This window comes from Actinomadura luzonensis, assembly GCF_022664455.2.
GTDB classification, from domain to species: domain Bacteria; phylum Actinomycetota; class Actinomycetes; order Streptosporangiales; family Streptosporangiaceae; genus Nonomuraea; species Nonomuraea luzonensis.
The window spans coordinates 2480193-2496280 of record NZ_JAKRKC020000001.1 but is presented as its reverse complement, the minus strand read 5'-3'; the positions used below and the strand labels follow the sequence as shown (position 1 = coordinate 2496280).

Annotated in this window: 12 protein-coding genes; 7 read left to right on the top strand and 5 right to left on the bottom strand. The window is 71.8% G+C overall.

Annotated features, from left to right (window positions below):
* The first annotated feature begins 306 nt into the window (after window positions 1-306).
* Together MF672_RS12005 and MF672_RS12000 are read left to right on the top strand one after the other, a co-directional pair.
* A complete protein-coding gene (locus MF672_RS12005) occupies window positions 307-5031 on the top strand; it encodes a hybrid sensor histidine kinase/response regulator (RefSeq protein WP_247815229.1) in 4725 nt (1574 codons plus the stop codon).
* A gap of 3 nt (window positions 5032-5034) precedes the next feature.
* Window positions 5035-5664 carry a response regulator gene (locus tag MF672_RS12000; protein ID WP_242374249.1) on the top strand — a complete coding sequence of 210 codons (630 nt, stop codon included), beginning with the start codon at window positions 5035-5037 and terminating at the stop codon, window positions 5662-5664.
* A gap of 147 nt (window positions 5665-5811) precedes the next feature.
* Here MF672_RS12000 and MF672_RS11995 read toward each other — a convergent pair whose 3' ends face one another.
* Together MF672_RS11995 and MF672_RS11990 are read right to left on the bottom strand one after the other, a co-directional pair.
* The gene (locus tag MF672_RS11995; protein ID WP_242374253.1) at window positions 5812-7122 is read right to left on the bottom strand and encodes an NYN domain-containing protein; all 1311 of its coding nucleotides are present in this window, start codon (window positions 7120-7122) and stop codon (window positions 5812-5814) included.
* Window positions 7123-8153: 1031 nt separating this feature from the next.
* Window positions 8154-9659, bottom strand: a complete 1506-nt coding sequence (locus MF672_RS11990; protein ID WP_247815228.1) for a sigma-70 family RNA polymerase sigma factor — start codon at window positions 9657-9659, stop codon at window positions 8154-8156.
* A 124-nt stretch (window positions 9660-9783) separates the two neighbouring features.
* On the opposite strand from MF672_RS11990, the gene MF672_RS11985 reads away from it, so the two are divergent.
* Window positions 9784-10521, top strand: a complete 738-nt coding sequence (locus tag MF672_RS11985) for a hypothetical protein (protein ID WP_242380085.1) — start codon at window positions 9784-9786, stop codon at window positions 10519-10521.
* The gene (pyrE, locus tag MF672_RS11980) at window positions 10518-11051 is read left to right on the top strand and encodes an orotate phosphoribosyltransferase (RefSeq protein ID WP_242380082.1); all 534 of its coding nucleotides are present in this window, start codon (window positions 10518-10520) and stop codon (window positions 11049-11051) included. The genes MF672_RS11985 and pyrE overlap by 4 nt, the downstream gene beginning before the upstream one ends.
* On the opposite strand, the gene MF672_RS11975 is transcribed toward pyrE, so the two are convergent.
* Both MF672_RS11975 and MF672_RS11970 read right to left on the bottom strand, forming a co-directional pair.
* Window positions 11048-11485 carry a hypothetical protein gene (locus tag MF672_RS11975; RefSeq protein ID WP_242380079.1) on the bottom strand — a complete coding sequence of 146 codons (438 nt, stop codon included), beginning with the start codon at window positions 11483-11485 and terminating at the stop codon, window positions 11048-11050. The genes pyrE and MF672_RS11975 overlap by 4 nt on opposite strands.
* Before the next feature lie 44 nt (window positions 11486-11529).
* Window positions 11530-12231: a DedA family protein gene (locus tag MF672_RS11970; protein ID WP_242380077.1), complete on the bottom strand. Its 702-nt coding sequence runs from the start codon at window positions 12229-12231 to the stop codon at window positions 11530-11532.
* A 128-nt stretch (window positions 12232-12359) separates the two neighbouring features.
* Between MF672_RS11970 and fbaA the strand changes: the two genes are divergently transcribed.
* The 3 genes from fbaA to MF672_RS11955 all read left to right on the top strand — a co-directional run bounded on the left by fbaA (window position 12360) and on the right by MF672_RS11955 (window position 15218).
* Entirely contained in the window at window positions 12360-13382 is a 1023-nt protein-coding gene (fbaA, locus tag MF672_RS11965) for a class II fructose-bisphosphate aldolase (RefSeq protein ID WP_242380075.1), read from the top strand.
* Between the two features lie 34 nt (window positions 13383-13416).
* Entirely contained in the window at window positions 13417-13827 is a 411-nt protein-coding gene (locus MF672_RS11960) for a DUF3151 domain-containing protein (protein WP_242380073.1), read from the top strand.
* Between the two features lie 107 nt (window positions 13828-13934).
* The gene (locus MF672_RS11955; protein WP_242380071.1) at window positions 13935-15218 is read left to right on the top strand and encodes an adenylosuccinate synthase; all 1284 of its coding nucleotides are present in this window, start codon (window positions 13935-13937) and stop codon (window positions 15216-15218) included.
* Window positions 15219-15327: 109 nt separating this feature from the next.
* Here MF672_RS11955 and MF672_RS11950 read toward each other — a convergent pair whose 3' ends face one another.
* A complete protein-coding gene (locus MF672_RS11950; protein WP_242380069.1) occupies window positions 15328-15984 on the bottom strand; it encodes a GNAT family N-acetyltransferase in 657 nt (218 codons plus the stop codon).
* Between the last annotated feature and the right edge of the window lie 104 nt (window positions 15985-16088).

The following is a 16088-nucleotide window of genomic DNA, read 5'->3' as shown; positions in this document are numbered from 1 at the left end:
AATCACCTCAAATGGCTCGTCAGCGACTTGCTCCGCCAAATCGCCCGCGACTTGTTCGGCGGTGTGGAGCACGCCACCGGTGGCCCACGCGGTCATCACCTCGCGCGTGAACCTCATCGCGGCCGTCACAGCGGTCTCACCCGGCGCGAACGTCGCAGCGAGCACCCCTTGAGGAGAAGCAGTCATCCCAACGTGCCTACCACACTTCTCACTGACTTGGGGTAAATCCAAGGACAGGACTACGAGCTACTCATCGTGACAGACTTGAATCACTCGCCGAGGCCCAGAGCGAGTGAAGGAGGCCCCATGACCACGGCCAAGGCCGCGCCGACCCCGGAGGAGAGGACTTACACCGAGTCCGATCTCGTGCCCATTCTGGAGACCCTCTTCTCGTGGCGTGACGGCGACTTCCGGCGGCGGGTGCCTCATGCTCCCCCGGGCATCCTCAGCGAGGTGCGCCTGCTGCTGAACGAGGTGGCCGACCGCCGCGAGCACCTCGCCAACGAGCTGGTCCGCGTACGTAAAGAAGTGGTCAAGGAAGGCCGGTTCAGCGAACGGCTGACGCCCGGCCCGGGCGTCGGCGCCTGGGCCGAGAGCGTCGAGTCGGTCAACATGCTGATCGACGCCCTGGTCAGCCCGGTCAGCGGCGCCGCCGACGTCATCGACGCCGTCGCCAAGGGCGACCTGTCGCGGCGCATCGACCTCGACCGTTCGGCCCGCGGCGAGGTGCGCCGCCTGGGCAAGGCCATCAACGGCATGGTCGACCAGCTCGCGCTGTTCAACTCCGAGGTGACCAGGGTGGCCCGCGAGGCGGGCACCGAGGGCCGGCTGGGCGGCAGCGCCAACCTGCGCGGCATGTCGGGAAGCTGGCGCGACCTCACCGAGGCCGTCAACACGATGTCCTCGCGCGTGGCGGCCCAGGTGCGCGACATCGCCGTGGTCACCACGGCGGTCGCCAAGGGCGACCTGAGCCGCAAGGTGACGGTCGACGCCGTGGGCGAGATGTTCGAGCTGAAGAACACCGTCAACACCATGGTCGACCAGCTCTCCGGCTTCGCCGAGGAGGTCACCAGGGTCGCCCGCGAGGTCGGCACCGAGGGCCAGCTCGGCGGCCAGGCCCAGGTCACCGGCGTGTCCGGCGTCTGGAAGGACCTCACCGACAACGTCAACTTCATGGCCAACAACCTGACGTCGCAGGTGCGCAGCATCGCCACCGTGGCGACGGCGGTGGCCCAGGGCAACCTGTCGAAGAAGATCACCGTCGACGCGCAGGGCGAGATCCTCCAGCTCAAGGACACCCTCAACACGATGGTGGACCAGCTCTCCTCGTTCGCCGACGAGGTCACCCGCGTCGCCCGCGAGGTCGGCACCGAGGGCAAGCTCGGCGGGCGCGCCGAGGTGAAGGGCGTGTCGGGCGTCTGGAAGGACCTCACCGACAACGTCAACTCGATGGCCAACAACCTGACCTACCAGGTGCGCAACATCGCCCAGGTCACCACCGCGGTCGCCAACGGCGACCTCACCCGCAAGATCGACGTGGACGCCCAGGGCGAGATCCTGGAGCTCAAGTCCACCATGAACACGATGGTCGACCAGCTCTCCGGCTTCGCCGAGGAGGTCACCAGGGTCGCCCGCGAGGTCGGCACCGAGGGCCAGCTCGGCGGCCAGGCCCAGGTCACCGGCGTGTCCGGCGTCTGGAAGGACCTCACCGACAACGTCAACTTCATGGCCAACAACCTGACGTCGCAGGTGCGCAGCATCGCCACCGTGGCGACGGCGGTGGCCCAGGGCAACCTGTCGAAGAAGATCACCGTCGACGCGCAGGGCGAGATCCTCCAGCTCAAGGACACCCTCAACACGATGGTGGACCAGCTCTCCTCGTTCGCCGACGAGGTCACCCGCGTCGCCCGCGAGGTCGGCACCGAGGGCAAGCTCGGCGGGCGCGCCGAGGTGAAGGGCGTGTCGGGCGTCTGGAAGGACCTCACCGACAACGTCAACTCGATGGCCAACAACCTGACCTACCAGGTGCGCAACATCGCCCAGGTCACCACCGCGGTCGCCAACGGCGACCTCACCCGCAAGATCGACGTGGACGCCCAGGGCGAGATCCTGGAGCTCAAGTCCACCATGAACACGATGGTCGACCAGCTCTCCTCCTTCGCCTCCGAGGTCACCCGCGTGGCCCGCGAGGTCGGCACCGAGGGCCAGCTCGGCGGCCAGGCGCAGGTGCGCGGCGTGTCCGGCGTCTGGAAGGACCTGACGGACAACGTCAACTCGATGGCCAACAACCTCACCTCGCAGGTGCGCCAGATCGCGGCGGTGTCGTCCGCGGTGGCGCAGGGCAACCTGTCGAAGAAGATCACCGTCGACGCGCAGGGCGAGATCCTGCAGCTCAAGGACACCCTCAACACGATGGTGGACCAGCTCTCGTCGTTCGCCGACGAGGTGACGCGCGTGGCCCGCGAGGTGGGCACCGAGGGCAAGCTGGGCGGCCAGGCCCGGGTGCAGGGCGTGTCGGGCGTCTGGAAGGACCTGACGGACAACGTCAACTCGATGGCCAACAACCTGACCTACCAGGTGCGCAACATCGCCGAGGTGACCACCGCGGTCGCCAACGGCGACCTCACCCGCAAGATCGACGTGGACGCCCAGGGCGAGATCCTGGCGCTGAAGACCACCATCAACCGCATGGTCGACCAGCTCTCGTCGTTCGCCGCCGAGGTCACCCGCGTCGCCCGCGAGGTCGGCTCGGAGGGCCAGCTCGGCGGCCAGGCCCGCGTCGAGGGCGTCGAGGGCACCTGGAAGCGGCTCACCGAGAGCGTCAACGAGCTGGCCGGCAACCTCACCACCCAGGTGCGCGCCATCGCCACCGTCACCAGCGCCGTCGCCCGCGGCGACCTGACCCGCTCGATCGCCGTCGAGGCGCAGGGCGAGCTGGCGGAGCTGAAGGACAACATCAACTCGATGGTGGCCAACCTCCGCGAGACCACCCAGGCCAACCAGGAACAGGACTGGCTCAAGTCCAACCTGGCCCGCATCTCCCGGCTCATGCAGGGCCACCGCGACCTGTTCGAGGTGGCCAAGCTGACGATGAGCGAGCTGACGCCGCTGGTCTCGGCCCGCTACGGCGCCTTCTACGGCATCGACCCCGAGGGCGACCACGAGCTGGTGCTGATCGGCGGCTACGGCGTGCGTCCCGATAAGGCGCCGCGCCGGCGGTTCGCGATCGGCGAGGGCATCGTCGGGCAGGCCGCGGCCGAGGGCCGGCACATCGTCCTGGACGACGTGCCGCCGCAGTTCATCACCATCGACAGCGGGCTCAGCCAGTCCACGCCCGCGCAGATCGTGGTGCTGCCGATCCTGTTCGAGAACCGCGTGCTCGGCGTGCTGGAGCTGGCCTCGTTCACGCCGTTCGGCGAGGTGCACCTCGACTTCCTGCGGCAGCTCGTCGAGACCATCGGCGTCACCATGAACACGATCATCGCCAACTCCCGCACCGAGGACCTGCTGACCGAGTCGCAGCGCCTGACCCGCGAGCTCCAGGAACGCTCCGACGAGCTCCAGCGCCAGCAGGAGGAGCTGCGCAGGTCCAACGCCGAGCTGGAGGACAAGGCGGCGCTGCTGGCCAAGCAGAACCGCGCCATCGAGATCCAGAACTTCCAGATCGAGCAGGCCCGCCGCACCCTGGAGGAACGCGCCGAGCAGCTCGCGGTCTCCTCGCGCTACAAGTCCGAGTTCCTCGCGAACATGTCGCACGAGCTGCGCACCCCGCTCAACAGCCTGCTCGTGCTGGCCAAGCTGCTCACCGAGAACGCCGAGGGCAACCTCACCTCCCAGCAGGTCGAGTTCGCCCGCACGATCCACAGCGCGGGCTCGGCGCTGCTCCAGCTCATCAACGACATGCTCGACCTGTCCAAGGTCGAGGCGGGCCGGATGGACATCCATCCGATCCAGGTGTCGCTGCCGAAGATGGTCGACCTGCTGGAGGCCGCGTTCGCGCCGCTCGCGCAGGACAAGGGCCTGGAGTTCACGGTCGAGGTCGAGGAGGACGTGCCGCACGAGCTGCGCGCCGACGAGCAGCGGCTCCAGCAGGTGCTGCGCAACCTGCTCTCCAACGCGGTCAAGTTCACCCCGCGCGGCACGGTCAAGCTGCGCGTGTCGATGGCGCCGCCCGGCGTCGACTTCGACGACGACACCCTGCACGACGCCCGCGACCTGCTGGCGTTCCAGGTGATCGACACCGGCATCGGCATCGCGCCCGACAAGCGGGACGTCATCTTCGAGGCGTTCCGCCAGGCCGACGGCACCACGAGCCGCAAGTACGGCGGCACCGGCCTCGGCCTGGCCATCTGCCGCGACATCGCGCGGCTGCTCGGCGGCGAGATCCACGTCGACAGCGAGCTCGGCCAGGGCAGCACGTTCACGCTCTACCTGCCGGCCTCCTACACCGGGCCGCTGGCCGCCACCGACGGCGGCGTGGCGCGCCGCCAGCTCATGAGCCCGCCGTCCGACGAGCCGACCGCGCTGCCCGAGCCGCCGATGCCGCTCGACCTGCCGATGCCCGAGCTGGTCGAGCCGCCGGTCGAGACCCCGCCGCAGTGGCAGGGCGACGACCCGCTCAACGGCTCCAAGATCCTCATCGTGGACGACGACATCCGCAACGTGTTCGCGCTGACCAGCGTGCTGGAGCGGCACGGCTCGACCGTCGTCTACGCTGAGAACGGCCGGGAGGGGATCGAGCAGCTCGAACGGAACGAGGACGTCGCGCTCGTGCTGATGGACATCATGATGCCGGAGATGGACGGCTGGGCGACGACCTCGGCCATCCGGCGCATGCCGCAGTTCGCCGACCTCCCGATCATCGCCCTCACCGCCAAGGTCATGCGCGGCGACCGCGAGAAGAGCATCGCCTCCGGCGCGTCCGACTACGTCCCGAAGCCGGTCGACGTCGACCGGCTGCTCGAACGCCTGCGGGGCTGGCTCAGCCGCGGCAAGGGCGCCACATCCGACTCATCAGCCGAAGGGGCGTGATCGATGCCGGATCGTGCCAAGATCCTGCTGGTCGACGACCGCGAGGAGAATCTCATCGCGCTCGAGGCCATCCTCAGCTCGCTCGACCTGGTGCCGGTGCGCGCCCGGTCGGGCGAGGAGGCGCTCAAGGCGCTGCTCAACACCGAGTTCGCGCTCATCCTGCTCGACGTGCGGATGCCGGGCATGGACGGGTTCGAGACGGCCGCGCACATCAAGCGGCGCGAGCGGACCAGGAACATCCCCATCATCTTCCTGACCGTCGTGGACAGCGCCCCCGACTACGCCTTCCGCGGCTACGCGGCGGGCGCGGTGGACTACCTGACCAAGCCGTTCGACCCGTGGGTGCTGCGGGCCAAGGTGTCGGTGTTCACCGAGCTGTACAACATGAACAAGCGGCTGGCCGAGCAGGCGTCGCTGCTGCGCGAGCGGCTCACCGGCGAGCTGCCGCCCGGGGCAGGCGACCACGCGTCGGTGCTGCCGGAGCTGTCACGGCGGCTGACGGCCGTGGAGGACGAGCTGGCCCGGATGCGGGAGCTCGTCCGCAAGTCCCAGGACCAGGCGCTGGCCGCGCCGCTGTCCGATCTCACGGACCGGGTCACCCACCTGCGCGCCGGCTTCGACGCCCTCTCCTGACCCCGCCCTCGGCGTCCCCGGGCTCCGCCCGCTCCGCGCCCGGCGGGCGCGGTGCGGGCACGCCGGAGCGGGTGCCGGATGGCGGGAGTGGGGTGATGCGGCGGGGAAGGGCCGCGGCGGAGGAGTGGTGCCGGTGGTGCCGTCGGGTCAGTGGCGGGCGCGTTCGAGGGCGTCCCAGAAGCCGCGGCGCAGGGCGTGCCGGACCTCGTCGTGCAGCAGGAAGTCGATCGGCAGCGACGACCCCTGCAGCAGCCGCGCCTCCAGGTCGGACGGCATGCGCGGCTTGCGGGCCAGTACGGCCTCCAGCCACAGCGCGGGCGCGTCCCTGGCGACGGACTCGCCGAAGTCGTGCCCCTCGCGGTGGGCGGCCTTGACGGCGTCGGCCAGCGTCGTGGCGCCCGCCGTGGCCGCCGCCGGGACGACGGGCGCGGCCTGCGGCCCGGTGTAGGGGCCGAGCTGCGACGGCTGGTACGTGCCACTGCTGGAGGGCGAGGCGAACTGCCCGGTGCTGGGCGACTGCGGCTGGGACGGCGGCTGCGGGGCGGGCTGGGGCCGTTCGGCCGGTTGCGCCGGGATGGGCCCGGTCACCGGCGCCGCGGAGGGCGGCTGCTCGATCTGGTAGTTGGAGTACGTCGGCAGCACCGGCGGCGTGGACGAGGACGACTGCCCGCGCCCTGAGGAGCCCGACCCGTTGGCGGAGTGCTGCCCGGTGGAGCCCGACGACCCGGCCGCGTGGCTCCCGGACGACGGCAGCGACGAGGAGGGCAGCGACGAGGACGGGAGCGAGGAAGAGGGCAGCGGCGAGGAGGGCGGCAGGGACGGCGGCGGCAGCGAGGACGGCTGCGCCGGCGGCAGCGAGTGCGTCGTCTGCCCGTTGCTCATCGGCTGGTGGTGATGCCCGTTGGAGGACGGCTCGACCATGCCCGACACCATCGCCACGTAGGGCCGCAGGTGCACCGCCCCCAGCTCGACCAGGTCGTCGCACTCCTGGCGCAGCGACCGGGAGACGGCCCAGCCGCCCTCGGCGGCGATGTGGATGACGGTGACCCGGATGCCGAGGTCCTGGGCGTCGCAGACGACCTGCGCGAGGTCCTCGTCGCCGCTGACGACGACGGCGTCGCAGATGGCGGTGTTGCGGGCGAGCGTCATGAGGTCGCGGTGGACCTGGGCGTCGACGCCCTCGCGGCGGCCGGGCCTGATGCGCGACAGCCGGAGCTTGAGCCCCGGGATGTCGGCCAGCGCGTCGTGCTCGGGCGTGCGCCGGCCCTCGACCGTGGCCTCGTACCAGTAGCACCGCAGCAGCGGCAGCCCGGTGCGCTCGCGCGACAACTGGGTCATCAGCTGGAGCAGCCCTGGGTAGTCCCAGGCGACCGCCTCGCGATGACGCGTGCCGTGCACGGCCATCGCCCCGTCAGCCAGCAGATAGCCAGCGTCCACGAACAGCGCGCAGCGATCCACTGACACCGCCCCTTTCCTGGTGGTCCGACCTTGCTGGCTCTGCACCGTCAGAGACCGGACTTGGCGGCCCTCTCTCAGGGTAATGAAAGCAGGTGATCGTCCGAGGGTGAATCCCGACGATTCGCCCCTCGGTCACCGGTGCGCCAGACCACTTAGGCAGACCGTACCAGTTTGTCCCGTTTGTGGTCACGACCGCGCACGCACGCTCAGGGCGGCCACGCCGAACAGGACCACGTCCCTGTCCGTGGCGATCGTCAGCCCGGGATCGGCCCCGAGCTCAGCGCCGACCGTATCGACGTCCACGCCGAACGTCATCTCCGCCACGCCGCCCGATGAGCCGTCGAAGACGTTGGCGCGGTCGCGGTCGCCGCCCGCCGGGGTGAGGGCGCCGGTGCCGAGGGAGACCCGGTCGCCCGTGAGGTCGGCGTCGCCCTCCCAGGTGACCAGCTCCGCGCGGGCGGGCGCGGCGGCGGGGGTGAGCCCGCCGATGGGCAGGCGCACCCGCCGCCGCGGCCCGCCGACGACGGTGGCCGTGTCGAGCACCACGGCCTGGCTGTACGGCGCGTCCGGGTCGGTGACGACCAGCACCAGGCTCCACCCGGCGTGCCGCGCCACGCCCTCCTGCAGCGGCGGGTCGGCCGCCCACCACAGGCCGCCGCGCCTGGCCCCGGACGCCAGCATGCTCACGTCGGCGTACGCCTGGTAGACGGGCCCGTTGGGCAGGTCGCGCACGGCCACATGGGTGGGCCGGACGGTGACGTACGACCGCCGCCCCGGCGGCCGCACCTTGATCGGCCCGGACTCCTCGCCGCTCGCCGACCAGTAGAGCCCGGCCCACACCACCCGCCCGCCCTTCGGCAGGGTCAGCCGGGCGGCGCTGGAGTGGTGGGTGGCGGGGACGTCGTCGCGGTCGAGCGCGGTCATCGGCCACAGGTCGTCGTCGCGCTGGTCGCCCTGCCGCCGCCGCGCCTCCAGGCAGCCCGCCCGCTCCTCGGGGCAGCTCAGCAGGGAGTTGCCGACGGCCCGCACGGTCACCCTGCCGTCGGTGGCGAACCTGGCGGGCGCGCCGCTCGCGCGCACGCCGTCCTCGGCCCGCGCCCGCACCCGCAGCGGCCCGGCCTCGACGCGCACGGCCGGCCCCGCGCCCTCGGGCGCCTCCTCCGCGACCAGCACCCGCAGGAACACCGCCGTGCTCTCCCCGGCCCGCAGCGGGGCCCGCGAGCACCGGGCGCCGCCGCCGTCGGGCGGCAGGCCCAGCCGTCCACGGTGCCCGCGGGACCGCTGAGCGCGGCCGCCTGGTGGTCGCGGGCGGTGGGGACGAGCGTGACGCCGCGCGGCAGCTCGACCAGCGCGGCCAGCGCCTCGCTCGGCGCGTCGCCGTCGTTGCGCAGCCGGATGCCGACGATGCCGGCCTGGGCGCGCACCAGCGAGCCGAGCGGGTCGATGGCGGCCCGCAGCCGGGCCTGCCCGCGCGGCGTGGCCGAAGGCGTGCCGGCCGGGGCGGCGGCACCGCGCGGGCCGCTCGCCGGGCGGCGGTGGCGGCGGGACGGCGGCGAACGTCGGCGACATCGGCACCCCAGGAGCCCGGGCGCCGCCGTGGCCGGCTCGCGCGCCGGCCCGTCGCCGGAGACCAGCAGGAACGCGAGGGTCACCGCGGCCGCGACCGCGAGGCCCCCGGCCAGCACCGCCTGCTGGTGCCGGGGCGCCCGGCGCAGCGCGGCCAGGGCCCGCAGCAGCCCGGCCGCGCCCCCCGCGCCGCCCTTGGCCAGCGCGGCGGCGTACCCGCCGAAGAGCGGGCCGGCGAACAGCGGTCCCACCATGACGCGCAGCCCGCGGTTGACGTCGGTGAGCTCCAGCAGCACGCCGTGGCACTCCTCGCAGCCGCTGACGTGCTCGTCGACGAACCTGGACTCGCGCCTGGCCAGCCCGCCCCGCACGTAGGCGCCCATCTTGCCGAGCACCGGCCGGCACTCGCGCCGCGGCTGCGTGCCGAGGTGCATCTGGAGGTACGCCTGCCGCAGCCCCTCACGCGCCCGGTAGGCCAGCGCGGCGACGCCGTTGGCCGACAGGCCGAGCAGCGGCGCGACCTCGGCGGGCCGGCTCCGCTCGACCTCGGTGTGCCAGAGCACGGCCCGCCACCGCTCGGGCAGCGACAGGTAGGCGCGGGCGATGAGCGACCTCTCCAGCCCGACGAGGGCCGGGTCGACGAACGGCACCCCGGGGTCGTACTCCTCGATCTCGCCGGTGGTGAGCTGGCGGCCCTCGACGCGGGAGCGGTCGTAGACGGTGCGCCGCACGACGGTGAGCAGGTAGGTGCGGAAGCCCGACTCGGGGCCGCCGCCGCGGCCGACCAGGTCGAGGATCTTGGTGAACGCCTCGGCGACGACGTCCTCGGCCTCGGTGCCGCGGACGAGCTGGCGGGCCAGCGCGCGGGCGGCGGCGACGTGGCGCTCGTAGAGCTGCCCGAAGGCGGCGGCGTCGCCCTCCCTGGACGCCCGCAGGAGATCCGCGTCACTTCGCGGCACTTCGACACCCATAGTGACCTCTTGATTACGTGGGGTTGCCCCGCGCAATCATTCCGCATTCCCCGTCATGACTAAACCGCGAGTCCGTCTTTACCTGTGAAGGCCCTGTCCGGAGGCCGTGAAGGGAGAGGAGCGGATGGAGGACGACATGACGGCGCGCTGGCGTGCCCGCAGCCTGGCGGCGGGCTGGTCGCTGGCCGACGACTGGTGGACGCCGGAGGCGGACTGCCTGCTCAAGGCGATGCGCGAGGCTCGCCCCCGGCTCGGCGAGCGGGAGCAGGGCGGCGGGGAGCACGACCTGACCGCGGACGCCTGCCGGGCGCTCGGCGCCGCGCGGGCCGGCGCCGGCGTGGGGATCGCGGAGGCCATGACCGACCTCGCGGCCCTGTGGACGGCGGCCCGTCTCGGGGAGCCGCCGTTCGCGGTGCTGCGGGCGTTCGCGGCGGGCTGGGCCGAGCGCAGCTTCGCGCCGATGGGCGAGCTGGGCTGCGAGGACCCGCTGACCGGCCTGGCCAGCGCCGCGTACCTGCGCACCCGGCTGGCGCAGCTCTACCGGGGCTCGGCGGCGGGCACCTGCCTGGTGGTCGCCGAGCCGGACCGGCGGGCCCCCGAGCTGGCCGAGCGGCTGGCCGCCGCGCTCAACCTGGCGACCGCGCTGCGCCGGGCCTTCCCCGGCGACGAGACGCTGGCGCTGCTCGCGCCCTCGCGGGTGGCCGCGCTCACCCGCGCGGACGACCTGCTGGCGGGCAAGCTGGCCCGGCTCCGCGCCGCCGAGATCCTGTACGGCACCCGCCCCCAGGTCCGGGTGCGTCCGCTGCCGAAGGCGTACGGGCAGGCCCTCGCCCTGGTCCGGACCCTAAGCTTGGACGCATGACAGATCGCGACAACCTGCTGGCCGAGATCAAGAAGAAGGCCGTCGTCCACGGCAAGGTCACCCTCTCCTCGGGGATCGAGGCCGACTGGTATCTCGACCTGCGGCGGATCACGCTCGACGGCGTGGCCGCGCCCCTCGTCGGCAAGGTGATGCTCGACCTCACCGAGGACCTCGGCTACGACGCGGTGGGCGGGCTCACGCTGGGGGCCGACCCGGTGGCGGCCGCGATGCTGCACGCGGCGGCGGCGCGGGGGCGGGCGCTGGACGCGTTCGTGGTGCGCAAGGCGTCCAAGCAGCACGGGCTGCAGCGGCGCATCGAGGGCCCGGACGTGGCGGGGCGGCGGGTGCTGGCGGTGGAGGACACCTCGACCACCGGCGGCTCGGTGCTGACCGCCGTGGAGGCGCTGCGCGAGGCCGGGGCCGAGGTGGTGGCCGTCGCGACGATCATGGACAGGGGCGCGCGGGAGCGCATCGTGCGGGAGGGCCTGGAGTACCGCACTGCGTACGCGCTGGAGGACCTGGGGCTCTAGCTCTTCGCGCGGGCGCGCACGGTGAACGCCTGCCTCGCGCCCTGCTCGCCCTGCGGGCGGGGCGCGCCGTTCTCGGTGACGCGGACCGTGCCCGCGTCGCTGACCACGACGTCCAGCTCGGGCTCGAAGTAGTTGACCTCTTCGCCCCTGCTCATCTCGCGGTGCTGGAGCACGTCGCCGCCCGGCACCCGTACGGTGACGGTGGGGCACGTCTCGGCCAGGCACTCGATGCGCACGGTCGGCACCTGCGCGCTGGACTTCCCCGAGGGGGTGGCCGGCGCGGAGGCGCGCTCGCGCTCCGCCTGCGACGGCGTGCCGAGCGTGCCGATCAGCGCGCGAGCGCCGATGACCAGGAGTGTCACCAGGGCCCCTGCCGCCACGACGGCGAGCGCCAGGCGGGCGAGGCCCATCGGATCGGACCTGTGGCGTCCCACACAGGGAGCGTACCGCGTGGTATGCCGCTCTTCCCGATCTCAGCTCAGAACGGGTCGCCCACGCGGTGGTGCTTGCCGTTGGGCTCGGGCAGCCGCTTGACCTGCCGCCGCTTCTTGACCACCTCGACGATGATCGGGATCAGCGAGATCAGCACGATCACGAACACGCCCGGCAGGATGTACTTGTCGATCTGCTTGGGGTCGACCTGACCGCCGAGGAAGTGGCCGAGCAGCAGCATGCTCTCGACCCAGACGACGCCGCCGACGCTGTTCCAGAGCAGGAAGCGCCGGGAGGGCATCTCCAGGACGCCCGCGACGGGATTCATGAACGTCCGCACGATCGGCACGAACCTGGCGAGAATGACGGCCTTGGCCGGGCCGAACTTCTCGAAGAACTCCTCGGCCCGGAGCACGTGCTCCCTCTTGAACAACCGCGAATCGGGTTTGTCGAACATTTTCCGGCCAAAACGTACGCCCAGGAAATGCCCGAGCTGCGCGCCCGCCACCGCGCACAGCGGCGTGCCCACCAGCAGGAGCGGGAAGGACAGCGGCTCGATCCCGATCCCCGCCGCCACCGACGCGGAGCTGAAAATCCCCGCGGCCACCAGCAGCGAGTCGCCGGGCAGGAAGAACCCGAGCAGCAGACCCGTTTCGGCGAAGATGATGGCCAGCACCCCGATCGTGGCGAAAGCGCCGAGAATCGTGAGCCACCACGTCGGGTCGAGGAGATTCAAAAGCCAGTCCACGCGCAGAGCCTACCCGTAGCGGGCATGCGGGACGTGTCTCCCGGAGACGCGTTGTCTCTACCACGGCGGGTAGGGAGCCGGAATACTGGGCCCTGGCGCACAGCCGTAACTTCTCAGGGAGATGAATCATGCCTATTGCGACTCCAGAGGTCTACGCTGAGATGCTCGACCGGGCCAAGGCCGGCGGATTCGCCTACCCGGCGATCAACGTGACATCGTCGCAGACGCTGAACGCCGCGCTGCGCGGTTTCGCCGAGGCGGAGAGCGACGGCATCGTCCAGGTCTCCACCGGCGGCGCCGAGTTCCTGTCCGGCGCGACGGTCAAGGACATGGTCACGGGCGCGACCGCGCTCGCCGAGTACGCCCGCATCGTCGCGGAGAAGTACCCGGTGACGGTGGCCCTGCACACCGACCACTGCCCGAAGGACAAGCTCGACGGCTTCATGCGGCCGCTGATCGACATCTCCCTGGAGCGGGTGTCCAAGGGCCTCGACCCGCTCTTCCAGTCCCACATGTGGGACGGCTCCGCCGTCCCGCTGGAGGAGAACCTGGAGATCGCCAAGGAGCTCCTCGACAAGTGCGCCCGCGCCCGGATCATCATGGAGATGGAGATCGGGGTGGTCGGCGGCGAGGAGGACGGCGTCGTCGGCGAGATCAACGAGAAGCTGTACACGACGCCCGACGACGCGCTCGCCACCGCCGAGGCGGTCGGCGTCGGCGACAAGGGCCGCTACATGCTGGCCGCCACCTTCGGCAACGTGCACGGCGTCTACAAGCCGGGCCACGTCAAGCTGCGGCCGGGCGTGCTGAAGGAGATCCAGGACGCGGTCGGCGCCAAGTACGGCAAGGACAAGCCGTTCGACCTGGTCTTCCACGGCGGCTCCGGCTCGACGCTGGAGGAGATCCAGGAGGCCATCTCCTACGGCGTGGTGAAGATGAACATCGACACCGACACCCAGTACGCCTTCACCCGCCCGATCGCCGACCACATGTTCCGCAACTACGACGGCGTCCTGAAGGTGGACGGCGACGTCGGCAACAAGAAGACCTACGACCCCCGCTCGTACGGCAAGGCGGCCGAGGCCGGCATGGCCGCCCGCGTCGTCGAGGCGTGCCAGAACCTGAAGAGCGCTGGGACGAAGATCTCGTAGCCACTTCCATGGCCCGGCGGGTATGACTTGTCCTATGGATAACCTTCTCGCCGGGCCGCCCCCGACTCACCTGCCGGACCTGCCCGAGGCCAAGGAGGCGCTGGAGTCCGGCGCCAAGGCCTCCGACGTGGCCGCCCGCTACCCCGCCTACCCGGCGGCCTGGGCCGCGCTGGCGGAGGAGTACTTCGCCCAGGGTCACGCGGTCACCTCCTACGCCTTCGCGCGCACCGGCTACCACCGTGGCCTCGACCAGCTCCGCCGCAGCGGCTGGAAGGGCCACGGCCCCATCCCCTGGGAGCACGAGCCCAACCGCGGCTTCCTCCGCTGCCTGTACGCGCTGTCCAGAGCCGCGCAGGCGATCGGCGAGAAGGACGAGGCCGAGCGCTGCCTGCAGTTCCTCAAGGACAGCACGGAGACGGGTTACGAGGCGCTGACGAAGGGCTGACCGCGCGGCCTCTTGGGACGAAAGGGCACGTTCGGGTAGTCTCTCTACGCAAGAGCCCCTGTCGCGCTTGCGCCAGGGGTTTCGTTTTGTGCTCGGGAGACTGAACCATGCCGGCTGCCGTTCTCGTTGGTGCCCAGTGGGGCGATGAGGGCAAGGGCAAGGCCACCGATCTGCTCGGTGGCGACGTCGATTACGTCGTCCGCTATCAGGGGGGCAACAACGCGGGTCACACGGTCGTCATCGGCGACCAGAAGTACGCGCTGCACCTCCTGCCCACGGGCATCCTCTCGCCGGAGGTGGTGCCGGTGATCGGCAACGGCGTGGTCATCGACCCGGGCGTGCTGCTCGCCGAGATCGACGGCCTGGCCGAGCGGGGCATCTCCGCCGAGCGGCTGCTGATCTCGGCCAACGCGCACCTGATCATGCCGCACCACAAGGCCCTGGACAAGGTCACCGAGCGCTACCTCGGCAAGGCCAAGATCGGCACCACCGGGCGCGGCATCGGCCCGGCGTACGGCGACAAGATCGCCCGCATGGGCGTGCGGGTCCAGGACCTGCTCGACCCCGGCATCCTGGCCAAGAAGATCGAGGTCGCGCTGACCGAGAAGAACCAGGTGCTCACCAAGGTCTACAACCGGCGCGGCATCGAGCCGCAGGCGGTGCTGGAGGAGTACCTCGCCTACGCCGAGCGGCTGAAGCCGCACATCGCCGACACCTCGCTGGTGCTCGCCAAGGCGCTGGACGAGGACAAGTTCGTGCTGCTGGAGGGCGGGCAGGGCACGCTGCTCGACATCGACCACGGCACGTACCCGTTCGTCACGTCGTCCTCGCCCACCTCGGGCGGCGCGTGCGCCGGCGCCGGCATCCCGCCGAACCGGCTCACCAAGATCATCGGCATCCTCAAGGCGTACACGACCCGCGTCGGCTCGGGCCCGTTCCCGACGGAGCTGACCGACGAGATGGGCGACTGGCTGCGCACCACCGGCGGCGAGTACGGCGTCACCACGGGCCGCAACCGCCGCTGCGGCTGGTTCGACGCGGTGATCGCCCGCTACGCCACGCGCGTCAACGGCATCACCGACTACTTCCTCACCAAGCTGGACGTGCTGTCCGGCCTGGAGCGCATCCCGGTGTGCGTGGCCTACGAGGTGGACGGCGTGCGCCACGACGAGATCCCGATGACGCAGACCGACTTCCACCACGCCAAGCCGGTCTACGAGGAGCTGCCCGGCTGGCAGGAGGACATCACCAGCGCCAAGTCCTTCGAGGACCTGCCGCCGAACGCGCAGGCGTACGTGCGGGCGCTGGAGCAGATGAGCGGCGCCCCGATCAGCGCCGTCGGCGTCGGCCCCGGCCGCGACCAGACGGTGGTGATCCGCCCGCTCGTCTGATCGGGACCGCGCGTGGGGGCGAGCCGCTCCCGCGCCGCCGGTCGCCCTCGCCCCGCTCGACGTGCGGCGGTCGAGTCCTGTTCTCGGGAGAGGCGGTCCCGCCCGCCGGTCAGGGATGGGTGAGGACGGCGGCCGTCATCGGGGTGTGGAGGGTCCAGCCCAGGGTCTCGTACAGGGCCTGGCCCTCCGCGGTGGCGACGAGGACGCCGGTGCGGGCGCCCCGGGCGGCGGCCCGGGCGGCGAGCGTGCGCATGACGACGGTGCCGAGGCCGCGGCGGCGGTGGCCGGGCGCGGTCTCCACCTGGTCCACCACGGCCGTCGCGCCGGCGACGGCGAACTGGCCGCGGGCGGCGACCTCGCCGGCGGCGGTCAGCAGGCGGGCGGCCGTGACGCCGGCGCGGGTGGTGACGGCCAGCGCGTAGCCGGGCGGGGGCTCGGGCGGGGGCGCGTGGCGGGTCAGGCGGGCGGTCATCATGAACTCGCGGTCCTTGACGGTCCAGGGCGGCGGCAGCAGGGGGGCGACGGCCTCGGCGGGGGCGCAGAGCTTGAGCCAGGTGCCCGGCGCGGTGATGGTGGCGGTCAGCCGGCGGAGGACGTCCGGGGTGGGGGCGGCGACGACGTGCCGGGCCACGTGGCCGGGCAGGCCGACGTCCACGCGCAGGCCCCAGGGCTCGGGGACGGGCCGGGGAGCGTTGCGGGAGATGACCCAGCCGTCGACCCATGCCCGGACTGTTGGGAAATGGGCAGGTTTGAGAACCTCTGCCATGAAGAACAGCCTATTGTCCGCTGCGCGTGACCCGACCGGGCGTAGCAGGATAAAAAGGACACGGCGTGGCACCTCCTGAACACGCCTCCCTCCAGATAGGGTCC